Annotated in this window: 20 protein-coding genes; 8 read left to right on the forward strand and 12 right to left on the reverse strand. The window is 67.2% G+C overall.

Annotation, left to right across the window (positions count from 1 at the left end; all coding sequences use genetic code 11):
• Window positions 1–146: 146 nt before the first annotated feature.
• A complete protein-coding gene (gene rtcR, locus P7L68_RS20665) occupies window positions 147–1,754 on the forward strand; it encodes an RNA repair transcriptional activator RtcR (RefSeq protein WP_372001262.1) in 1,608 nt (535 codons plus the stop codon).
• 3 nt (window positions 1,755–1,757) lie between these two features.
• Here rtcR and P7L68_RS20670 read toward each other — a convergent pair whose 3' ends face one another.
• Window positions 1,758–2,207, reverse strand: a complete 450-nt coding sequence (locus tag P7L68_RS20670; RefSeq protein WP_372001264.1) for an Rrf2 family transcriptional regulator — start codon at window positions 2,205–2,207, stop codon at window positions 1,758–1,760.
• Window positions 2,208–2,386: 179 nt separating this feature from the next.
• Complete coding sequence (locus tag P7L68_RS20675; protein WP_372001266.1) at window positions 2,387–3,607, reverse strand: ABC transporter substrate-binding protein; 1,221 nt, start codon at window positions 3,605–3,607, stop codon at window positions 2,387–2,389.
• Window positions 3,608–4,121: 514 nt separating this feature from the next.
• Between P7L68_RS20675 and P7L68_RS20680 the strand changes: the two genes are divergently transcribed.
• A complete protein-coding gene (locus P7L68_RS20680) occupies window positions 4,122–4,325 on the forward strand; it encodes a DUF1127 domain-containing protein (protein WP_372001268.1) in 204 nt (67 codons plus the stop codon).
• A gap of 402 nt (window positions 4,326–4,727) precedes the next feature.
• On the opposite strand, the gene P7L68_RS20685 is transcribed toward P7L68_RS20680, so the two are convergent.
• The 10 genes from P7L68_RS20685 to P7L68_RS20730 all read right to left on the reverse strand — a co-directional run bounded on the left by P7L68_RS20685 (window position 4,728) and on the right by P7L68_RS20730 (window position 16,704).
• A complete protein-coding gene (locus tag P7L68_RS20685; RefSeq protein ID WP_372001269.1) occupies window positions 4,728–6,533 on the reverse strand; it encodes a long-chain fatty acid--CoA ligase in 1,806 nt (601 codons plus the stop codon).
• The gene (locus P7L68_RS20690; RefSeq protein WP_372001271.1) at window positions 6,530–7,357 is read right to left on the reverse strand and encodes an ABC transporter ATP-binding protein; all 828 of its coding nucleotides are present in this window, start codon (window positions 7,355–7,357) and stop codon (window positions 6,530–6,532) included. The genes P7L68_RS20685 and P7L68_RS20690 overlap by 4 nt, the downstream gene beginning before the upstream one ends.
• A 68-nt stretch (window positions 7,358–7,425) precedes the next feature.
• Window positions 7,426–8,640, reverse strand: a complete 1,215-nt coding sequence (locus P7L68_RS20695) for an ABC transporter substrate-binding protein (protein WP_372006902.1) — start codon at window positions 8,638–8,640, stop codon at window positions 7,426–7,428.
• Window positions 8,641–8,733: 93 nt separating this feature from the next.
• Window positions 8,734–9,777 (reverse strand): branched-chain amino acid ABC transporter permease, encoded by a 1,044-nt coding sequence (locus P7L68_RS20700; protein WP_372001272.1) that lies wholly within the window; start codon window positions 9,775–9,777, stop codon window positions 8,734–8,736.
• Between the two features lie 55 nt (window positions 9,778–9,832).
• Window positions 9,833–10,711, reverse strand: coding sequence for a branched-chain amino acid ABC transporter permease (locus P7L68_RS20705; RefSeq protein WP_372001274.1), 879 nt, complete (start codon window positions 10,709–10,711; stop codon window positions 9,833–9,835).
• 87 nt (window positions 10,712–10,798) lie between these two features.
• Entirely contained in the window at window positions 10,799–11,614 is an 816-nt protein-coding gene (locus P7L68_RS20710) for an ABC transporter ATP-binding protein (protein ID WP_372001276.1), read from the reverse strand.
• A 312-nt stretch (window positions 11,615–11,926) separates the two neighbouring features.
• Window positions 11,927–12,967, reverse strand: a complete 1,041-nt coding sequence (locus P7L68_RS20715; RefSeq protein WP_372001278.1) for an MBL fold metallo-hydrolase — start codon at window positions 12,965–12,967, stop codon at window positions 11,927–11,929.
• A 204-nt stretch (window positions 12,968–13,171) separates the two neighbouring features.
• A complete protein-coding gene (locus P7L68_RS20720; protein WP_372001279.1) occupies window positions 13,172–14,968 on the reverse strand; it encodes an acyl-CoA dehydrogenase C-terminal domain-containing protein in 1,797 nt (598 codons plus the stop codon).
• Window positions 14,969–15,287: 319 nt separating this feature from the next.
• A complete protein-coding gene (locus P7L68_RS20725; protein ID WP_372001281.1) occupies window positions 15,288–15,674 on the reverse strand; it encodes a phasin family protein in 387 nt (128 codons plus the stop codon).
• Window positions 15,675–15,804: 130 nt separating this feature from the next.
• On the reverse strand, window positions 15,805–16,704 hold the full coding sequence (locus P7L68_RS20730; RefSeq protein ID WP_372001283.1) for a LysR substrate-binding domain-containing protein: 900 nt from the start codon (window positions 16,702–16,704) through the stop codon (window positions 15,805–15,807).
• A gap of 107 nt (window positions 16,705–16,811) precedes the next feature.
• On the opposite strand from P7L68_RS20730, the gene P7L68_RS20735 reads away from it, so the two are divergent.
• The 6 genes from P7L68_RS20735 to P7L68_RS20760 all read left to right on the forward strand — a co-directional run bounded on the left by P7L68_RS20735 (window position 16,812) and on the right by P7L68_RS20760 (window position 22,603).
• Window positions 16,812–17,576 carry an SDR family NAD(P)-dependent oxidoreductase gene (locus tag P7L68_RS20735; RefSeq protein WP_372001285.1) on the forward strand — a complete coding sequence of 255 codons (765 nt, stop codon included), beginning with the start codon at window positions 16,812–16,814 and terminating at the stop codon, window positions 17,574–17,576.
• A gap of 185 nt (window positions 17,577–17,761) precedes the next feature.
• Window positions 17,762–18,625 (forward strand): transketolase, encoded by an 864-nt coding sequence (locus tag P7L68_RS20740; protein WP_372001287.1) that lies wholly within the window; start codon window positions 17,762–17,764, stop codon window positions 18,623–18,625.
• Window positions 18,622–19,653, forward strand: a complete 1,032-nt coding sequence (locus P7L68_RS20745; RefSeq protein WP_372001289.1) for a transketolase family protein — start codon at window positions 18,622–18,624, stop codon at window positions 19,651–19,653. Before P7L68_RS20740 ends, P7L68_RS20745 begins: the two co-directional genes overlap by 4 nt.
• 123 nt (window positions 19,654–19,776) lie before the next feature.
• A complete protein-coding gene (locus tag P7L68_RS20750) occupies window positions 19,777–20,787 on the forward strand; it encodes a TRAP transporter substrate-binding protein (RefSeq protein WP_372001291.1) in 1,011 nt (336 codons plus the stop codon).
• An 11-nt stretch (window positions 20,788–20,798) separates the two neighbouring features.
• Complete coding sequence (locus P7L68_RS20755) at window positions 20,799–21,347, forward strand: TRAP transporter small permease (protein WP_372001293.1); 549 nt, start codon at window positions 20,799–20,801, stop codon at window positions 21,345–21,347.
• Window positions 21,344–22,603, forward strand: coding sequence for a TRAP transporter large permease (locus tag P7L68_RS20760; RefSeq protein WP_372001295.1), 1,260 nt, complete (start codon window positions 21,344–21,346; stop codon window positions 22,601–22,603). Before P7L68_RS20755 ends, P7L68_RS20760 begins: the two co-directional genes overlap by 4 nt.
• The last annotated feature ends 1 nt before the right edge of the window (window position 22,604 follow it).

The following is a 22,604-nucleotide window of genomic DNA, read 5'->3' on the forward strand; positions in this document are numbered from 1 at the left end:
GTGCCAGGGTGAGGGCGGCGGGCAGGGATCCGGATAAGCCTCTGGTCAGACAGGACAGTCTCTTCCGCTTGCCGCACCGGCTGGGCGGCGCGGGTGCGACCGGATATGATCCTGTTGTCTCGGAACTTATACGTCAGGATAAGGCTATGTCGAAGCGCCGGGTCGTGATCGGGTTCGCGGGCACCACGCTGGATGTGGCGGCCGGCCCGCATCGCTGGAAGGCCTGGCGGCCGACGATCTCGCTGGTTCAGCAGCCGGGGATCGGCATCCATCGGCTGCATCTTCTGCATGGGGCCGGTGCCCGCAAGCTGGTGGCGCGCCTGGTCGACGATATCGGCCTGATCGCGCCCGGGGTGGAGGTGCGCCCCGAAGAGATGACGATCGGCAATCCCTGGGATTTCGAAGAGGTCTACGGCCTGCTGCATGATTTCGCCCGCAGCTTTCCCTTCGACACCGAGGCCGAGGACTATCTGATCCACATGACGACCGGAACCCATGTCATGCAGATCTGCTGGTTCCTGCTGGTCGAGGCGCGCTACATCCCGGCGCGGCTGATCCAGGTCTCGCCGCCACCGGCCCGGGAACGGCCGGGCGGTTTCGGCAGCCACACCATCGTCGACATCGACCTGTCGCGCTATGACCGCATCGCCAGCCGCTTCGGACAGGAGCGGCGTGACGGCACATCCTTCCTCAAGGCCGGAATCGACACCCGCAATCCCGGCTTCAACCGGCTGATCGAGCGCATCGAACGGGTGGCCCTGCATTCGACCGCGCCGATCCTGCTGACCGGCCCGACCGGCGCCGGCAAGACCGCCCTCGCCCGCCGGATCTTCGAGCTGAAGAAACAGCGCCGCCAGGTCGACGGCGCCTTCATCGAGGTCAATTGCGCCACCCTGCGCGGTGACGGCGCCATGTCGGCCCTGTTCGGCCATGTCCGCGGCGCCTTCACCGGGGCGGTGGCCGAACGGGCGGGTTTGTTGCGCGCGGCGGATGGCGGGCTGCTGTTCCTGGACGAAATCGGCGAGTTGGGGCTGGACGAACAGGCGATGATCCTGCGCGCGATCGAGGAAGGCCGCTTCCTGCCGCTTGGCGCCGATCGCGAGGTCGTCAGCCGGTTCCAGCTGATCGCGGGCACCAATCGCGACCTTGGCACCGCCGTGGCGGAAGGCCGGTTCCGCGAGGATCTGCTCGCCCGCATCGACCTCTGGAGCTTCGACCTGCCGGGCCTGGCCCGCCGACCCGAGGATATCGACCCCAATCTCGACGAGGAGCTGCGCCGTCACGGTGCCCGTGAAGGCCGCCAGGTCTCGTTCAGCCGGGAAGCGCGGCAGCTGTTTCTCGCCTTCGCCACCGGGCCGCGCGGGCTGTGGCCGGGCAATTTCCGCGACCTCGGTGCGGCGGTCACCCGGATGGCGACCCTCGCCCCCGGCGGCCGGATCACCGAAGAGGTGGTGGCGGAGGAGATCGAGCGGCTGGAACGGGCCTGGCAGCGCCGGGCGCCGGACAGCGCGGATGACGCGCTCTCCGGCCTGCTGGACGCGGCGCGGCTGGACCAGATCGACCCGTTCGACCGCATCCAGCTGGCGGGGGTCGTGCATGCCTGTCGCAACGCCCCCAGCCTCAGCGCTGCCGGGCGGGCCCTGTTCGCAGCCTCGCGCGCCCGGAAAGCCGCGCCCAATGATGCCGACCGGCTGCGCAAATATCTGGCCCGCTTCGGGCTGGACTGGTCGAGGGTGACGGCCGCGGCAAAGTGACCGTCAGGCCGCGTCGGTCGCCCGGTCGAGGCCGAGCAGGCTCGCAATCTCGCAGCGCGGGCGGGTGAGGTCGGCCAGGGTGTAGCGGTCCATATGGGCATAGAAGGCTTCGGCCGCTTCGGCCAGCGCGCCGCGCAGCACGCAGGCGGGCAGGATGCGGCAATTGCCGTGGGTATCGAAACATTCGAGCAGGGCGCTGTCGCGCTCGGTTTCGCGCAGCACCGCGCCGATGCGGATGTCTTCGGGCGCCTGCCCCAGGCGCAGCCCGCCGCCCTTGCCGCGCACGGTTTCCAGATGGCCGAGCCGGCCCAGCTGGTGGACCACCTTCATCAGATGGTTGCGGGAAATGCCGTAGGCCTCGGCGATCTCGCCGATGGTGACCAGCCGGCCGGGGGCGACCGCCACGAAGATCAGGCTGCGCAGGGCATAATCGGAAAAGGTCGTCAGGCGCATCGGCGTGCTCCGGTGGCGGCGTGCCGGCCCCTCGGGAGCCGCTCCTTAAGATATATCCCGAATGCGTCTATGTGCCAGGGGCATCCGGCCCGGGACGCCTCCTCCGGACAATAAGACGCGGCGGCCGGTTGCCCGGCCGCCGCGCTGGTCGTCAGGTCTGCGGTCCCCGACGGGATCGATCAGAGCTTGGGCTCGACGATCTCGCGGGTCTCGACGGTGCCGTTGCCGAACTGATAGATGGCAAAGGTGCCCGGCACGTCGCCGGCCGCGTCGAATTCAAGGGAGCCCGAGGCGCCGACATAGTCGATGTCCTTGCCTTCCTTGATCAGCTTGACTGCCTTTTCCCACTCGCCCGGCAGAACCTTTTCGCCCGGAGCATTCGCAACCTCGCGGAGTGCATCACGGATCTTGGTACCGTCGGTGGAACCGGCCTTCTCCATGGCCAGCGCCAGGACATAGACCGCGTCATAGGTGGTGTCGATATAGGGCTTGGGCGGCAGCTCCTTGAACTTCGCCTCATAGGCCGTCCGGAACTTCGTCGCCGCGGGGCTGTCGGCCACGGCCTCAGGGGCGATGCCGACCACGTCCTTGAGATATTTCTCACCGATCGCACGCGACATCTCCGGAGCCTTCAGGCCGTCGGAGAAGACGAACTTGGTGAACAGCCCCTCTTCCAGCGCCTGACGCACCACGGTGGTGCCGGTCTCAGGATAGGCGATCAGGATCAGCGCTTCGGCCCCGTCCTTGGCCGCTGCGGTGAGTTCGCCACGATAGGACACGCTGCCCGGCTCGAAGGACTGCGAGCTTGCGACCTTGCCGCCGCCCTTCTCGAAGGTCTTGGCGAATTCCTCCGCCAGGCCCTGGCCATAGTCGTTGTTGATGTACATCACCGACACGGTCTTGTAGCCCTGATTGGCTGCAAGCTGCCCCATCACCGTGCCCTGAAGGGCGTCGGACGGCACCGAGCGGAACAGGAAGTCCTTGTCGTCGAGCGAGGTGATCACCGGCGAGGTCGAGGCCGGCGAGATCTGGGGCACCATGCGCGGTGCAGACACGGTGGTGGCCACCGGAATGGTGACGCCCGACGACAGAGCGCCGACCATCGCATTCACGCCCGCCACGGAGACCAGCCGCTGGGCCGCATCCACACCCGCCTGGGCGTTGGTCTGATCGTCCGCCACTTCGAGCGTCAGCTTGCCGCCCAGCACGCCGCCCTGACCATTGATCTCGGCAGCAGCCAGCAGCGCGCCGTTCACCGAGGCAACGCCATAGGCCTGCAGATCGCCGGTCAGCGGCATCAGCGCGCCGATCTTGGCTCCCTCGGCCCAGGCCGGCGCCGCAGCGGTAAGCATCGAGGCGACAACGGCCGCGGTGGCGGTCCGGATCGGATTGAGTCTCATCGCTTCCCCATCTTTTTCTGGTTGCGATCCAACATCATGCGTCGACGACCCGGGTGCCGCGGCGTCCGGCGGGGGCCTTGGGCGGTCACCTTCGGCAACCGGCCGGCCCGGATCCGACCACCGCGAGCCGTCGTTCCGGAACAGGCCGGATCCCGCGCCATCTCTCCCGCGCGGGCCGTCTGCTCCGGCCTCCCCGGGCTCGGGCTGGGGCCATTATGCACCGGAGCAGGCGGAACCAGAAGCAGGGAAACTCGCCTCATACCTGATAGGAAAGCCATGCAGATCGCGCACGGGTCTGGTGCCATGCAGAAGCTGCATTGTTGCAGTGCGAAAAGGACCCCTCCCGAAACCGATCGATCAGGCGTATCTCTAGCTCATCGAAACGACACGATGCGCCGCCGCAGCTCAGGCGCCCCGACCGAGCCCCCCAAGCACGCAGCCCTGAAAGATCTTCAGGATGCGACCGGTCGAGAGGCCCGGCAGCGAAGACGGCGCAGCCCCTAGGAGACCTGTCATGACCGCCTTCATTCCTGGCGTCATCTCGCTGAAGAACGTGATCGCCCGCGTGATCCGCTGGCGCCTGGAGCGTCGGACCTACGCCGAACTGAAGTCCCTGGACGACCGCATGCTGGCCGATATCGGCATCTCGCGCGGCGAGATCCGCTCGGTCGCGACCCATGGTCGCCAGGGTCACGAGGTTGCCGGCTACGGCGTGTGATCCGGCGAGCCCGGCCGTGAATATGGCCGGATGCCGCGCCTGAAACAAGCTTCGCATCAGGAACCGTCCTCCCCCGGAGCCCGATGCGATAACTGAAGCGTTTCCCCCGCTTCAGCCTGCCCGGGCCGCTGCCGCCCTCCCTCGGCAACCGGCCCGACCCCAGCCCGGCGTCTGCTGCGCCTCCGCCTGCCCTCCCTCAGGCCCGAGTGCTGCGCGACGCCGACGGGACCGGTCGTTCCCCACTTGCGACCAGCCCCGCGATGCCTTGATGACGGTCCGGCCGCCCTCCCTCGGCCCCACCGTCCGCCCCTCTCCCCAAGGGGCCGCATCGCCGGGCAGCAAGACGGACCGGTCACCGCATCACGGCCCCGACGCTTCCCCCGTCGGGGCCGTTTTTTTTCGTCAGGCGTAAAGCCCCTCAATGACGTCGGTGTACTTCCTGTACACATTGCTGCGCCGGATCTTCATGGTCGCCGTCACCTCGTCGTCGTCATGGTCCAGTTCCTTGGTCAGCAGGTGGAAGCGGCGGATCTGCGACACGGGGGCGAGACCGGCATTGGCACGGGCGATTTCGGCGTCGATCAGGGCCCGCACCTTCGGGTTCTCGGCCAGCGACCGGAAGGTGGTGTAGGCGATGCCCTGCTCTTCGGCCCAGCGCGCGACGGTGTCGTAGTCGATCTGGATCAGGGCGGCGACGTATTTGCGCCGGTCGCCGATCACCACGCATTCCTTGATATAGGGGCTGGATTTGGCGGCATTCTCGATCTCGGTCGGCGACAGGTTCTTGCCGCCGGCGGTGATCATGATGTCCTTGATCCGGTCGACGATGCGGATATGGCCGTCGACCTCTTCCCCGACATCGCCGGTATGCAGCCAGCCGTCGCGGATGGTGTCGCGGGTGGCGGCCTCGTTCTTGTAGTAGCCGGCGAAGACCGAACCGCCACGGACCAGGATTTCGCCGGTCGCGGGATCGAGCTTCACCTCCACCCCGTCGACGGCGGTGCCGACCATGCCCGGCCGGGCATCCTCGGGCGCCTGGCCGATAGCCACGCCCGAGGTCTCGGTCTGGCCATAAGCCTCGACCAGCGGCACCCCGATGGTGCGGAAGAAGCGCAGGATCTCGGGCGAAATCGGGGCCGCACCGGTAAGGGCGACATGGACCCGGCGCAGGCCGATGAAATTCTGCAACGCCCGGAACACCAGCAGATACCAGAGCGCGAAGCGCAGTCGCTCGGCCAATGCCCAGTCGCGGCGCGGTTTCCAGGCAAGTGGCGTGCAGTCGCGGACCGCGCGGTCGAACAGCGCCTTCCGCCAGCCGCCGGTCTCGGCCATCTTGATGTGGATCGCTGCGTGCAGTTTTTCCCAGATCCGGGGTACGCCCAGGAAAAAGCTGGGCGCCACCTCGCGCAGATCCGACTGTACGGTGCGCAGGCTTTCGCCGAACGAAATCCGGCTGCCCAGATAGAGCGGTGCGAAATTGGTCATCGCCTGTTCGGCGACATGGCAGAGCGGCAGATAGCTGAGGCTGGAGGCGTCGCCGTCCAGATGCAGCCGCGCCACCAGCCCGGGCACGACATGGGTGATGTTGCGATAGGTGATCACCGCCCCCTTGGGCTTTCCGGTCGAGCCCGAGGTGTAGATCATCAACGCGGTGTCATCCAGCGTCTGGGCATCGAGCAGCGCATCGGCGCGGCCGGGATCGGCGGCATGGCGTCCGGCGCCCAGCCGTTCCACCTCGCTGAAGGCGATCAGGTCGGGGTCGTCGTAGCCGCGCAGGCCACGCATGTCGACGACCACGATCCGGCGCAGCCGCGGCAGTTCCGCCCGCCGCTCCAGCACCTTGTCCGCCTGTTCCTGATCCTCCACCACCACCACGTCGACATCGGCATGGGCGAGCACATAGGCGACCTCGCCCGCAGGGCTGGTCGGGTAGACGCCGACCGTGACCGCACCGATGATGCCGGTGCCCAGCTGGGCGATCACCCATTCGGCCCGGTTTTCGGACAGAATGCCGACATGGCCCCCGGCGCCCACGCCCAGCGCCTCCAGCCCCAGCCCGAAGGCGCGGGCGCGCTCGAAATAGCCGGCCCAGGTGATCGGCTGCCAGATGCCGTAATCCTTCTGGCGGATCGCGAGCCGGTCGCCCTGCCGGCGGGCATGCTCGCGCAGCATCTGGGGCATGGTCAGGGTCGGAATCGCCATGGTCATGACAGCCACCGCTTGCGCCGCTTGTAATGCTTGATGTCGCGGAAGGACCGGCCGCCGCCATCCTCGCCGCCATGGCCCAGATAGAATTCCTGCACGTCCTGATTGGCGGCAAGCTGGGCCGGCGTGCCGTCGATCACCACCCGGCCGCTTTCCATGATGTAGGCATAATCGGCAACCGCGAGGGCGATCGCGGCGTTCTGTTCGACCAGCAGCACCGCGGCCCCGCGCTCGCGATTGATGCGCAGCACGATCGAGAAGATCTCTTCCACCACCATGGGGGCAAGGCCCAGCGACGGCTCGTCGAGCATGATCAGCTGCGGCTCGGCCACCAGCGCCCGGCCGATGGCCAGCATCTGCTGTTCGCCGCCCGAGAGATAGCCGGCAAGCCCCTTGCGCCGCTCTTTCAGCCGCGGGAAATAGCCATAGACCATGGCCAGCGCATCGTCGGTGGAGCCGACGCTGCCGGCATTGCGGGCATAGGTCGCCGCGATCAGATTCTCTTCGACCGTCAGATCCTCGAAGACCCGGCGGCCCTCCATCACATGAAACAACCCGTCATGAACCAGCCGGTCGGGCTCCCGCCCCCAGGCCTCGCGGCCGCGGAAGCGGACATGGCCGGCGGTCAGCCCGCCATTCTCCAGCCGGATCAGGCCGGACACGGTCTTGAGCGTGGTCGACTTGCCGGCACCATTGGCGCCGAGCAGGGCCACGATCGCGCCGGGGGCGACGCGGATCGACAGCCCGCGCAGCACCTGCACCGTGTGATTGTAGACGACCTCGATATTCTCGATGTCGAGCAGAGGATCGGGAGAGGCTGACGTCATCGGCAGGGCCCCGGAGAATGCGGCCGGCCCGGGCACAGGATCCCGGACCGGTCGTCGGTCGGACGAGGTCAGGTGAGCGCGATCCAGTCGGAGGCCGGCACGTAGCGCTTTTCCGAGAACCTGACCTGGTAGATGCGGCCCACCGGCACCGAATGGGTCTTCATCGAAATCGGCAGGCCGATGATGCCGCCGGTGTCCCAGTTCTCGATGCTCTCCAGCGCCGCCTTCATGTTTCTGGCGGTCATCTCCTGGCCGCCCTCAATCACCCGCCGGGCGATTTCGGCAAACAGCATGCCGGTGAACCAGCTGGCGACATAGGGGACGGGGCGGTAGGTCACGTCGGGCGCATGCTGCTTCGTCCAGGCGCGCATGGCGTCGAAATTGGCACCGCTGGCGTCACTGTCGTAATAGTTGTAGGGCATCACGCCCATGAAGCCGTCCGACGGCTCGCCTACCTGATCGATCAGCAGCTTGTCCATGGTGTAATAGGTGCCCATGAACTTCGTCTTCAGACCCATCTGCTTCATCTGGACGATGAATTCGTTGATCGGCGACAGCACATAGCCGTGGAAGATCACATAGTCGGGACGCGAGCGGCGCAGCTTCAGCACTTCCGCCGAGACGTCGACACTGCCGGGTTTGGTCACGATTTCATCGACCAGCTCGATACCCAGCGCCTTGGCGCGCGCCTTGGCCGAGGCGATCGGGTCGCGGCCGAATTCGGTGTCGCTGTAGACCAGCGCCAGCTTGGGCGCCGAACCGCCCGAGGCCTCGTTCTTGATGTATTGCAGCAGAATGCCGACCTGCTCGGCATAGCTGGGGCCGGCGATGAAGTGATAGGGATAGCGGCCGGGATCGGCGAGTTCCGAGGCGAAGCTCGCCCCCGACATCACCGTCGTGCCCATCTGGACCAGTTCCGAGGCGATCGCCTTTTCGAAGCCGGTGCTGTCGCCGAAATAGAAGGGCGGCTTGTGGGCGGCGGTGATCTTTTTGAAGGCCGCCACCGACACGTCGACCTTATAGCCGGTGTCTTCCATCACATAGCGCAGCTGGCGCCCGGCGACGCCGCCATTGGCGTTCTTCCATTCGACGAAATCGTTCAGCCCCTGATGGCCGGCGATGCCGGCAAAGGCGAAGACGCCGGTCATCGGCAGCGAACCGCCGATGACGATGTCGTCGGCCGCAAGCGCCATGCGCGGGTCGAGCCCGGATTTGAGCGCAAGGCCGAGGGCCGCGGCACCGCCGCCATATTTCAGGAGATCGCGGCGCGAGAGGCCGCGCATGATGCTGGACATGGGTGTCTCCTCCCTGACAAGGACGCCTGCCGCCGGTTCTGGCCGGCGGTCGTTGACGATCGTGCAGGCCCCGGGCACCCGTCAGGTGCGGAAGGGCCAGAGGTGGAAGAACCGCCGGAGCCTGCGCCACATCTCGGCCAGACCATGGGGTTCGAAGATCAGGAACAGGACGATCAGCAGGCCGAAGACCACCTCGCGCATCGGCGACAGCACGACCGGAGCCTGCGGGTAGAAGGGGGTGACCATGGTGGTCACGAAGCGCAGCGCCTCGGGGACCAGGGTCATGAAGATCGCCCCCAGAATGCCGCCCAGGATCGAGCCCATCCCGCCGACGATGATCGCCGCCAGGAAGAAGATCGACATGGTGAGCGGGAAGCTTTCGGGCGTCACCACCCGGAAGAAATAGGCGAAGAGCCCGCCGGCCACCCCGGCATAGAAAGAGCTGAGCGCAAAGGCGTAGAGCTTCCAGCGCAGCAGGTCGATGCCCAGCACCTCGGCCGAGATGTCGCGGTCGCGGATGGCGATGAAGGCGCGCCCGACCCGGGTGCGGAACAGGTTGCGCGCGCCCATGCAGGCGATCACCGCCACCCCCATGATCAGCCAGTACATCGACCGGTCGTCGCCCAGCACCAGGCCGAAGAGTTCGGCCGGCGGCACCTGCAGGCCGCCGATGCCGCCGGTGACCGGATCCCAATGGGCGAAGACGAAATGGGCGATGACCGAGGCGGCAAGCGTCGCGATCGCGAGATAAAGCCCCTTGACCCTGAGCGACGGCAGGCCGACCAGCACGCCGAAGGCGGCGGAGACGAGCCCCGCCAGCGGCAGGGTCAGAATGAAGGGCACCCCCCAGCGGCTGGCGAAGACCGCGACCGTATAGCCGCCGATCCCCATGAAGGCCGCCTGGCCGAGCGAAATCTGGCCGGTGAAGCCGGTCAGGATGTTGAGCCCGGTGGCGCTGATCACGTTGATCGCGACCAGACAGGCCAGATAGATGGTGTAGTCGTTGCCGATCAGGGGAAAGACCAGGATGGCCACGATCAGGGCCGCGAACCACGCCCGGCGCACGGGCGTGTCGAAGATCATCTCGTCGGCGATATAGCTGGTCTTGGCGTCACCGATACGCATCGCGATCCGGTCTCCGGTGCGGTGGTGGCGAAGGAAGGTCCGGCCGCGTGCCGGCTCAGAGGCGCTCGATCTCGCGGGTGCCGAACAGGCCGTAGGGGCGGATGATCAGAATCGCCGCCAGCAGGGTGAAGGTGGCGAGCTGGCGGTATTCACCGCCGAGATAGGTGCCGGCGATGGTCTCGATCCAGCCCACGAACAGCCCGCCGATCAGCGCGCCCAGAATGCTGTCGAGCCCGCCCAGGATCACGATCACCAGGATCGACAGCCCGACCACGCCCATCTGCGGGCTGAGCCCGCCGCTGGCGGCAACCAGGATCCCGGAGATCGCCGCCGCAAAGGCCCCGGCCATCCAGGCGGCCGAGAACACCTTGGGCACGGCGATGCCCATCGAATAGGCCGCCGCCTGGTCGGACGCCGTGGCGCGAAGGGCCACGCCGCCGCGGGAGAAGCGGAAATAGAGCAGGTAGACGGCGATCACGCAGGCCGCGATCACGAAGGCCCAGGCGGATTTCGGCGCCACGAACATCTCGCCGATCATGATCGGCTCCCGCGGCAGGAAATCGGGCAGCAGCTGCGGGTCGGCGGTCCAGAGCATTTCGGCCAGGCCGATCAGCACGCTGGCGATGCCGACCGTCACCATCACCACCGAGATCGGGTTCTCGCCCAGCATCGGCCGGATCGCGACCCGCTCGATGATGCCGCCCAGAAGCGATCCGCCGATCACCGCCAGCGGCAGAGACACATACCAGGGCCAGTCGAGGATGCCGGCGAAGGTGAGGAACAGATAAGCCGAGAACATCATCATCTCGCCGACGGCGAAATTGATGACCCGCGTGGCCTTGTAGATGATCACGAATCCGAGGGCGATCAGGGCATAGAGCCCGCCGGTCGCCAGCCCCGCAAGGCTGACTTCGCCGAAGAACAGCCAATCCAACGGCCGCCTCCTTCCACATGCAGGATGCTAGGCAAGGGGGGATTTCTGGTCGTACAGGGCTGGTTCGGGCAGAAAGACGGCCACGGGTCAGGCCGCCGCCTGCCCCGCCTCCAGCCGTGCGCGCATCTGCCCGACATCGCCCGCCCCCAGATAGGCGCGGATCACTTCAGGATCTTTCTGGACCTCGGCCGGCCGGCCGGCGGCGATGCGCTTGCCGAAATTCAGCACCGCGACGTGATCGGAAATGTCCATCACCAGCCCCATATCGTGTTCGACCATGAGCACGGTGACGCCCCATTCCTCCTTCACGTCCAGGATGAAGCGGGCCATGTCTTCGCGTTCCTCGCGGTTCATGCCCGCCACCGGCTCGTCCAGCATCAGCACGGCCGGCCGCATGGCCAGCGCGCGCGCCAGCTCCACCCGCTTCTGCAGGCCGTAAGGCAGGGCGCCGACGGGAAGCCCGCGGATATGGTCGATTTCCAGGAAATCGATGATCCGCTCCTCCACCTCCTGCCGCAGCCGCGCCTCTTCCGCCCGCGCCCGGCCGCGATAGATCAGGGCATCGATCAGCCCGGTCTTCAGATGGACATGCGCGCCGAGCTTGATGTTGTCGAGCACGGTCATGCCGCGGAACAGGGCGATGTTCTGGAAAGTGCGGGCAAGCCCCAGCGCCGCACGGGCCGGCGGCTTCAGGCGGCTGACGTCCCGGCCGCGAAAGCGCACCGTGCCGGTGTCGGGCTTGTAGAAGCCCGAGATGGCGTTGAACAGAGAGGTCTTACCTGCGCCATTGGGGCCGATCACGGTGGTGATCGTGCCTTCCTTCACGGTGAGCGATACATCGGTCAGGGCGGCCACGCCGCCGAACTTCAAGCCGACGCCCTCAACCTCCAATATGGCTGTCATGTAGCACCCGTCCGACGGCAGACGGGCGGATGCACCTCTCCCGTCTCCCCGGCACGGGCGCATCCGTGCCGTCGATGGTGATCGTTCACCGGTAATGTCTCCCTCCCTCGCGGGGTGGTCTTTATTATTTTAGAACCACTCCCGTCCCTTCAGGCTAGGAAACTGTCCGATGGGTGTCAATTGGCATTACCCACGGGTAAAAAGATTTCCACGCTGTAAAAGCGACAGCCCGCGCCCCCGGAGGTCCGGTGGCGCGGGCTGGCTGCAAACCCATAGATTGTGCCGGTGGAAACCGGCCGGACCCGCCGGCTGTCAGACGGCGACGAAGCGCCAGATACCGTCCGGGCCGGTTTCGCGGCGGATGGCGTTGCGGTGGACCAGATTGTTGATATGGGCCAGCGCCTCCCCCGTGGCGAAGACCAGCTGCTGGGCATCGAGCGTGCGATTGCCGAACAGCAGCGGGAAGGTGTCGCGCACGGTGCAGGGCCCGGCGCGGCAGGCGGTCAGGATTGCCTCCAGCCGGTCGTGGTGATGGGCGGCCAGCGCCTCGATCCGGTGATGCAGGCCGTAGAAGGGCGCATCATGGGCCGGCAGTACCAGGGTGTCCTCGGGCAGTTCCAGGAATTGCGGCATGTCCGCCAGGAACATCGCCAGCGGATCGCCATCGGGCTCGGTCGGCCAGACCGCGACATTGGGGCTGATCCGCGGCAGGACCTGATCGCCCGAAATCAGCACCCCGCGCTTTTCCGAATAAAGCGAGACATGCTCCACCGCATGGCCGCGGCCGATCAGCACCTGCCATTCATCACCGCCGAAGACGACCTTCGCCTCGCGGCTCATGCGCAGGAAGCTCTGCGGCAGTTCCGACACGCCCTTGCGATAGCCGCTGGTGCGGCCGTGAATGCCCTCGATCTCTTCGGTGGTCAGCCCCGCCTTGCGGTAGTAGGAAAGCCGGGCGTCATGGGCGCCCGAGGCGACCTCGAACCACACCGCCCGCGCCATCAGCCATTCACCCAGCGAGGCATGGAAACGCGCGCCCTCCCAGCGGCGGACCATCCAGCCGGCCAGACCCATATGGTCGGGGTGGTAGTGGGTCACGACCACATCGACCACCGGCCGGCCACCAAGCGTCGCCTCGAATACCTGTTCCCAGAGATCCGTGGTCATGCGGGTGTTGATGCCGGTATCGACGACGGTCCAGCCCTCGGGCCCGTCGACCAGCCAGAGATTGATGTGGTTGAGCGCAAAGGGCAGCGGCATCCGGACCCAGAAGACGCCCGGGGCGACCTCCAGGCTCTGCCCCGGCTCCGGGCGCGTGGTCAGGGGATAGACGACCCCGGCGGCACGATCCATGTCTTGGCCTTTCCTTGCATCACCTCCCCCTCATCAGACAGATCCGTCTTCAGATTGCGACCCCCGTCTCTGCGGACGTTCGGGCCGTTTTCGGCAGCGACACGGCCTTCCCGGCGGCTTCTGAGCGGCCGTCTCCGGAAGGCGCGTCGCAGCCGGGGCCGGGCGGCTGCCCGCCCTGCCCCGGTGCATGCGCATGTCGTACGATCAGGCGGCGAACTGCTCGGGGCTGAGCGCCATGATCGAGGCCGAGCCGGCCTTGACCGTGCGGGCAAGCCCGGCCGCCAGCGGCAGAACCTGTTCGGCATAGAAGCGGGCGGTGATCAGCTTCGCTTCCAGGAAGGCCGCATCATCGGCGCCTTCCGAAAGACCGCGGATCGCGGCCGCGGCCGAGATCGCCATCATCCAGCCGCCGGCGACCGTGCCCATCAGCCGGGCATAGGCGGTGGCACCCGCGAGCACGGCCTGGGCATCGCTGCCGGCCCGGGCGATCAGCCAGTCGGTGGCATCATCGGCGGCAGCCACCGCCTCGGCCAGCGCAGCGGCGATGGTCGCGGCATCATCACCTTCCACCGCCTTCAGCGCCTCGGCGGCAGCCCCCATCTCGGCGACCAGCGCCTTGATCGACTGGCCATTGTCCATCGACAGCTTGCGGCCGACCAGGTCCATGGCCTGGATGCCGTTGGTGCCCTCGTAGATCAGGCAGATACGGGCATCGCGCAGATGCTGGGCGGCGCCGGTCTCTTCCACATAGCCCATGCCGCCATGGATCTGCACACCGGTCGAGGCCAGTTCGAAGCCCAGATCGGTCGACCAGCCCTTCACGATCGGGATCAGCACCTCGACCCGGCGCTGGGCCTGACGGCGAGCCTCCGCATCCTCGGTATGACGGGCACGGTCGATCATCGCGGCGGTATAAAGGCCAAGCGCACGGGCGGCCTCGGTCTGCGACTTCATCAGCATCAGGTTGCGGCGCACATCCGGATGCATAATCAGCGGTGCCGCGCCCTCAGCGCCGGCGGCACGGCCCTGGCGGCGCTCCTGCGCATAGGCCAGCGCCTGCTGATAGGCGCGCTCGGCGATCGCATAGCCCTGGATGCCGACATTCAGCCGGGCATTGTTCATCATGGTGAACATGTACTGCAGGCCGCGATTCTCTTCGCCGATCAGATAGCCGGTGGCACCGCCACCGTCGCCGAACTGCATCACCGCGGTCGGGCTGCCATGGATGCCGAGCTTGTGCTCAAGGCTGGCACAGCGCAGGTCGTTGCGCCGGCCCAGCGTGCCGTCGGCATTGACCAGGAATTTCGGCACGATGAACAGCGAGATGCCCTTCACGCCTGCCGGCGCGTCCGGGGTGCGCGCCAGCACCAGATGGACGATGTTCTCGGTCAGGTCGTGCTCGCCATAGGTGATGAAGATCTTGGTGCCGGTGATGGCATAGGTGCCGTCATCCTGCTTCACCGCCTTGGTGCGCAGCAGCGCCAGATCCGATCCGGCCTGCGGTTCGGTCAGGCACATCGTGCCGGTCCATTCGCCCGAGACCAGCTTTTCCAGATAGGTCTGCTTCTGCGCGTCGGAGCCGTGGGCGGTCAGCGCCTCGACCGCACCGATGGTGAGCAACGGGCAGAGCCCCCAGGCCATGTTGGCCGAATTCCACATCTCGGCGCAGGCCGAGGCGACGGTGATCGGCAGGCCCTGGCCGCCGAATTCCGGCTCGAACGGGATCGAGTTCCAGCCGCCGTCGACAAACTGGCGATAGGCCTCGCGCCAGCCTTCCGGCGTGCGGACCACGCCGTTCTCGACCTTCGAGCCCGTCTGATCACCGGTGCGGTTCAGCGGTGCGATCACCCCGCCGGCCAGCTTCCCGGCTTCTTCAAGGATGGCGTCCACGGTATCGGGGGTCGCCGCATCGCAGCCCGGAAGCTGCGACAGGCCTTCGATGTCGACGATCTCGCGCATCACGAAGCGCATGTCGCGGATGGGTGCCGTGTAACCGAACATGGATGTCCTCGAAGTCTCGGGTCCGTGGGGAAGTCTCGGGGCCGTAGGTAAAGAGTGCAGGATGACTGGAAAGATCGGCCGGCCAGCGCGAAAAGCAAACGCTCGCTTGGCAATATTCCATCACCAGGGGCCGCCCGAAGGACCTCTCTGGTACAAGCCGGCCCCTCGATGCGACCGCCCCCCGCCGGAAAGCGGGCTGCTTTCGCCCGACGTTATAACATCTGCGGCAGACGCGTGCAGGGGATAAACGTCACGAGGCCCGGCACCACCGCCTGGACAGGCGACGGGCCGGGCCCCGGAAGGCAATGCAGAGCCGTGCTCAGTCGACCGCCTGATGATGGGCTGCGGTCACAGCCGGCGTGACGGCCGCGGCCGAGAAGGCCTCGGTCGCCAGCGCGGTCAGCCGGGTCGCCTCGTCCATATAGTCGCGAACCGCCTTCTGGGCGAAGCCGTTGGCCATCTCGATGAAGTCGACCGGCGAGCGGCAGGCGCTGAGTTGTTTCTGGCTGGCGAAATCTTCGTTCAGCCGGCCCATCACGAACCGGCTGTATTCCTGGGCGATGCGTCCGGCCGCATCCACGACCGCTCGGTTGATCTGAAACCAGGTCTCCACGGCCTCGCGGCCACCGGTCATCATCGTGTCGAACGACACCGGCGGCATAAGCGCGGCCTCGGGCGCGGTGGTCTTGAAGGGGCTGACGGTCATGGCTGTTTCCTCCACCTCAGAGGGGGCGGTGCGACAGCGGGGGTCGCATTCATCTTTCATTTACCATGCCATGAAAATCAACACATTGATCTGCATCAATTTCCACTCCAGCCCGCAATCAGGCCCGGCCTTACTCGACCATGAGTGCCGGATCGAGCCCCAGCTCGGCCACCAGCCAGCGCACCAGGGCGCGGATGGTCTGCCGGCGCGAAGCCAGGCGCGGAAACACCAGGTGATGGCCGACATAGGTGATGTCGCGTGCGCGCCCCACCAGCGGCCGGACCAGCAGGCCCGACCGGATCTCCCGCTCTGCCAGCCGGGTCGATTCCAGCGCCACCCCCAACCCGTCGGTCGCCGCCGCGATGGCCAGGAAGCTGCGGTCGAAGCGGGCGCCCTGGGGTGGCGGCGGCGCCAGGCCGTTCGCCTCGAACCAATGCGGCCAGCGGATCAGCTTGTTGTCGCTCTGAAGCAGGGTCTGGTGCAGCAGATCGGCGGGTTTGCGGATATAGGGGGCCAGGGCCGGCGTGCACAGCGGTACCACCGTCTCTTCGCCGAGCGGGATGACCACGATGCCGTCGCGGGGCTGCACTTCGCCATAGATGATGTCGGCATCGAATTCATTGGTCTCGAACCGCGCGTAATCGGTGTTGGCGGCCAGGCGGACATCGATCTCGGGATTGGCGTTCAGGAAGCGCGACAGCCGCGGCGTCAGCCAGGTGGCGGCGAAGCTCGGCGCGCAATGCAGCCGCAGCAGCCCGGGGCCGCTGGTCGAAATCAGGTCGATGCCGCGGCGGATTTCCTCGAAGCCGCGCCCGACATGGCCGATCAGGGCGGCACCGTCGGGGCTGAGCCGCACCGCACGGGTGGACCGCACGAACAGCACCACGCCCAGCTGATCTTCCAGCTTGCGCACCGCATGGCTGACGGCGCTGGGGGTCAACGACAATTCCTCGGCCGCCGCCCGGAACGAGCCGGTGCGCGCGGCGGCCTCGAAGGCGCGAAGCAGGGAAAGCGGCAGGGGTGGCGCCATGTTACGGATGAACCTGATTCATCAATTGATGCAAACTTCCCGTTTGTCGGGGCACGCGGGTTTGCCGATGCTTGGGTCAATCAAAACCCAAAACGGCGGAGGAAACCATGCTCCTGAACGGCAGAACGGCCGTGATTTCAGGTGCGGCGAGTGCGCGCGGCATCGGCTACGCCACCGCGAAACTGTTCGCGGGCCAGGGCGCCCGGGTGGTGATTCTGGATCTCGACGAGGCGGCGTCGGCCGCCGCGGCCGCCGGCCTGCCGGCCACGCCCGCCGGCCTGCCGCATCTGGGCCTCGCCTGCGACGTCACCGACCGCGAGGCCTGCCTTGAAGCCACCGCCCGGATCATCGCCACCTGCGGCCGGATCGACGTGCTGGTCAACAATGCCGGCGTCACCCAGCCGGTGAAGCTGCTCGACATCACCCCCGCCGACTGGGACCGCATCCAGGACGTCAACCTGCGCGGCACGCTCTATCTCAGCCAGGCGGTGATCCCGCATATGCGCGCAGCCGGCGGCGGATCCATCGCCTGCATGTCCTCGGTCTCCGCCCAGCGCGGCGGCGGCATCTTCGGCGGCCCGCACTACTCCGCCGCCAAGGCGGGGGTTCTGGGTCTCGCCAAGGCGATGGCCCGCGAATTCGGCCCGGCCGGAATCCGGGTCAACTGCATCACCCCCGGCCTCATCCAGACCGACATCACTGGCGGCAAACTGACCGACGAGATGCGCCACGAGATCCGCAAGACCATCCCGCTCGACCGGCTGGGCGAGGCCGCAGACGTCGCCGGCGCCTGCCTGTTCCTGGCCTCGGACCTCTCCTCCTACATCACCGGCGCGGTGATCGACGTGAATGGCGGCATGCTGATTCATTGATCTGGCCCTCGCCGGGCGGGCACTCCGTGCCGGTTTGTCAGCCCCTCGCCGGGCAGGCACTCCGTGCCCTTGGCCGCCGCCTCAATGGCGGCTGAGCGCTGCGCGCAGGCCGGGCGCTACCGCGCCGGCTCCACTGGCCTGGCACAGGCCCGGCTTTTCTTCTTTCCTGTATGTCGAGGTTCCTGATGACCACCGAAATCGATGCGGCGCGTGGGCACGCGCTGGCCAATGTGAGCCTGGCGGAGCGCGCCTGGCGCATCCGGCGGCTGGCGGTGCGGATGGGGGAGGTTCAGGGGCAGGGCTATGTCGGCCAGGCCCTGGGTGTCGCCGATCTGCTGGCCGTCTCCTATTTCCACGCCCTGCGCTACCGCCCCGAGGATCCGCTCTGGGAGGGGCGGGACCGCTTCCTGCTCTCGATCGGCCACTATGCCATCGCCCTTTATGCCGCGCTGATCGAAGCCGGCATCATCCCCGAGGACGAGCTTGAAACCTATGGCACCGACGACAGCCGGCTGCCGATGTCGGGCATGGCCGCCTATACCCCGGGCATGGAGATCACCGGCGGCTCGCTGGGCCATGGCCTGCCGATCGCGATCGGCATGGCGCTGGGGCTGAAGCGCAAGGCCTCCACCTCGTTCATCTACAATCTGATGTCCGATGGCGAACTCGGCGAAGGCTCGACCTGGGAAGCGGCGATGTCGGCCGGTCATCATCGGCTCGACAATCTGATCGCGCTGGTCGACTTCAACGACCAGCAGGCCGACGGCCATTCCCGCCAGGTGCTGTCGGCCGAACCCGTCACCGACAAATTCCGGGCCTTCGGCTGGCACGTCCAGCGGGTGAACGGCAACGATATCGAGGCGCTGCGCGCAGCCTTCGACACCGCACGTGAGCTGGATGAGCCCAGGCCCCGGGTCATCATCTGCGACACCACCATGTGCAAGGGCGTGCCGTTCCTGGAAGCCCGCGAGATCACCCATTTCATCCGGGTGGAGCCCGATGAATGGCAGCTCGCCCTGGATGCGCTCGACGAAGGAAAGCCCGCATGACCGCCCTGAAGCGCCCCGCCGGCCGCCCCGCCCCGGTCCGCGATCCGTCGCGCCCCCGGCTGACCACCTCGGCCATGATCGCCTCGCTGGCAGCCGAAGGCCAGCGCACCGAGCCCGCCCCCTTCGGCCATGCCCTGGTCGAGCTGGCAAAGACCCGGCCCGACATCGTGGGGCTGACGGCCGATCTTTCGAAATACACCGATCTGCACGTCTTCGCGAAGGCCTTCCCCGACCGCTTCTATCAGATGGGCATGGCCGAACAGCTGTTGATGGGCGCCGCCGCCGGCCTTGCCCGCGAAGGCTTCATCCCCTTCGCCACCACCTATGCGGTCTTCGCCTCGCGCCGCGCCTATGACTTCGTCTGCATGGCGATCGCCGAAGAAAGCCTGCCGGTCAAGATCGTCTGCGCCCTGCCCGGCCTCACCACCGGCTACGGCCCCAGCCATCAGGCGACCGAGGATCTGGCGATCTTCCGGGGCCTGCCGAACATGACCATCGTCGATCCCTGCGATGCCATCGACATCGCCCAGGCGGTGCCGGCAATCGCCGCCCATGACGGGCCGGTCTATATGCGGCTGCTGCGCGGCAATGTCCCGGCGGTGCTGGACGACTACGACTACAGCTTCGAACTGGGCAAGGCAAAGCTGCTGCGCGACGGGGCGGAGGTGCTGTTCATCGCAAGCGGGCTGATGACCATGCGGGTGCTGGACGCGGCGAAATCGCTCGCCGCGGACCGGATCGGCGCCGCGGTGCTGCATGTGCCGACCATCAAGCCGCTCGATACCGAAACCATCCTGCGCGAGGCCGCCCGCCCCGGGCGGCTGGTGGTGGTGGCCGAAAACCATACCATCATGGGCGGGCTGGGCGAGGCGGTCGCCGCAACCCTGATGCGGGGCGGCGTCCACCCCGCCTTCCGGCAGATCGCCCTGCCCGATGCCTTCCTGGATGCGGGCGCCCTGCCCACGCTGCACGACCGCTACGGCCTGTCGGCCGCTGCCGTGACCGCCGCCGTAAAGGGGTGGCTCTGACGTCAGGCCGGCTCCGAGGGAGCCCGAGCTGAGGCCGAACCGGTGCCGGGCCGGACAAACCCGGACGACCGGCCCCGAAAACGGGGCCGGCGCCACACAGAAAGACCAAGGGGGGAAAACCACATGCCGATCGAAATGCGCCGCCGCACCTTCCTGGCCGCAGGTGCCGGGCTGTTTGCCGCCCCGGCGATCCTGAGCCTGACCGGCGGGCGCGCCCGCGCCGCCACCACGCTGACCCTGGGCCATGGTGCCGCCGCCGGCAATCCGCGGGCCGTCGCCGCCGAAAAATTCGCCGAACTGGTCAAGGCGAAGACCAATGGCGAAATCGCGATCAACATCGCGGGTTCGGAACAGCTGGGCAATGACGTCGCCATGCTGACCTCGATCCGCACCGGCAGCCTGGACCTTACGGCCAACAGCCAGGGGGCGGCATCGGGCCTCGTGCCGGAAATCGCCGCGCTGGGCCTGCCCTTCCTGTTCAAGGACGCCACCGCCGCGATCCGCGTGCTCGACGGGCCGATCGGCGCCGATCTGGATGCAGCCTTCGGCAAGGTCGGCATGATCCCCCTCGACTGGTGGGATAACGGCATTCGCCATGTCACCAACGGCAAGCGGCCGGTGGCCACGCCCGCCGACCTCAAGGGTCTGAAGATCCGCACCCCAGCCGATCCGATGACGATCTACATCTTCACCGTCCTCGGCGCCGCCACCCAGCAGATCGCCTTCAGCGAACTTTACGTGGCGCTCCAGCAGGGCGTCGTCGACGGCCAGGAGAACCCGCTCGCCAATATCGCGAGTTCCAAGCTCTACGAGGTCAACAAATACATCAGCCTGACCGCCCATAAATGGGAGTCGACCCCCTTCCTGATGTCGCCGATCGCCGCCGCCCGCGTCGGCAAGGACGGGCTTGCCGCGATCAAGGCGGCCGCGAAGGAAGCGGGCGTGCTCCAGCGCCGGCTGATGGCCGAAGCGGACGTGAAGCTGCTCGCCGACTTCAAGGCCAATCCGGCGGTGGCGGTGAACGAGGTCGACCATGCGGCCTTCGTGCAGGCGACGGAACCGGTCAACGCGGCCTGGATCGACAAGCCCTTCGGCGGCTTCGTCAAGCGCCTGATCGACGCCGCCAAGGCCTGATGGAGGCAATCATGAAGACGCTTTCGGCCGGCGGCCCGTTCATGGCCGCCGCCGACGGCGTCGACCGGGTGCTGGGCGCGATCTGCCGCGCCGTGCTTCTGGTGACGCTGTCCCTGATGCTGGCCGGGCTGGGCCTGAACGTGGTGATCCGCTACGTCGCGACCCAGGGCGGCATCGACTGGATCAACGAGGCGACGGAGTTCCTGTTCCCCTGGGCGATCGCCGCCGGGATCGTGCTCGCCGTCCAGCGCGGCGCCCATATCGCGGTGGATGTGTTGTTCGGCTTCTTCGGCCCGCAAGGCGCGCGGGTGCTGGGCACGGCGATCCATCTTCTGGTCGCGGTCGCCTATCTGCTGCTGCTGAAAGTGACGATCGGGCTGATCCAGATCGTCTCGATCGAGATGAGCCCGCTGCTCGGCATCTCCCGATCCTGGGCCTATTGGGCCCTGGCCTTCGGTGCCGGCGGTGCCGCCTTCGCCAATGCCGCCATCGCGCTCAGGGTGGCGCTGAACGGCGTCTCCGCCCTGCCCGCCGCCCCGGCCGAGGAGAGCGTGACATGATCGGCGTGATGGTCTTCGTCTTTCTGGGCCTGCTGATCCTGGCGGTGCCGGTCGGCCACGTGCTGATGATCGCCTCGGGTGCCGCGGTGGTCTCGCAGGGCATGCTGCCGCTCAGCATCGTCGCCCAGCAGATGTTCAACCAGACCCAGTCCTTCCCGATGCTGGCCCTGCCCTTCTTCATTCTGGCCGGCAGTCTGATGATGAGCGGCCGGCTGGGCGACCATCTGATCGGCTTCGCCAAGATGCTGGTCCAGCGCTATCGGGGCGGCCTCGCCTCGGTCTCGGTGGTGGGCTCGGCGGTCTTCGGCGGTGTCTCGGGTTCGGCGGTCGCCGATGCCACGGCGCTCGGCTCCATGCTCATCCCCTGGCAGAAGCGCGAGGGCTATCCGGGCGGTTTCGTCGCCGCCAACAACGCCGCCTCGGCGATGATCGCGATCCTGATCCCGCCCTCGATCCCGCTGATCCTCTATTCGCTGGTCTCGGGCGTTTCGGTCGCGGCCCTGTTCGTGGCCGGTGTGCTGCCGGGTGTGCTGATCACGGTCGGCTTCGTGATGATCTGCAACATCTCGGCGCGGCTGCGCGGCTTCCCGCTGCATCGCGAACCTTTCGACTGGGCGGCCTTCCGCCATGTCGGGCTGCGCGCCCTGCCGGCGCTGGCCCTGCCGGTGCTGATCCTGGTGCTGCTACGCTTCGGCTTCGCCACGCCCACCGAAGTCTCGGTGCTGGCCACGATCTATGCCATGGCGGCGGGCCTGCTGATCTATCGCGATCTCACCCTCGACCGGGTGGTGAAGGCGATGATCCAGGCGGGCATCGCCACCGGCGTCGTGATGCTGGTGATCATGGGCTCGGCCGCCGTCGGCTGGCTGATGACCTTCGCCCAGATCCCGCAGAATTTCGCCGCCTGGTGCGTGGAAACCCTGCGCCATCCCTGGGCGATCATTCTGGCGATGAACGTGATCATGCTGATCGTCGGCATGTTCATCGACCTGCCGGCCGCGATCCTGCTGCTGGGGCCGATCTTCGTGCCGCTGGCCCAGACCATCGGGCTCGACCCCCTGCAGCTGGGCATCATGATGGTGCTGAACCTGGCCATTGGCCTGTTCACGCCGCCGGTCGGCACCACGCTGTTCATCTCGGCCTCGATCGCCCGGGTGCCGATTCTGACGGTCACCCGCGAACTCTGGCCGTTCTACCTGTTCACGCTAGCGGTGGTGATGGCCTTCAGCTTCATCCCCGCGCTCACCATCGGCTGAT

It is taken from the genome of Tistrella mobilis, from assembly GCF_041468085.1.
Taxonomy (GTDB): Bacteria; Pseudomonadota; Alphaproteobacteria; order Tistrellales; family Tistrellaceae; genus Tistrella; species Tistrella mobilis_A.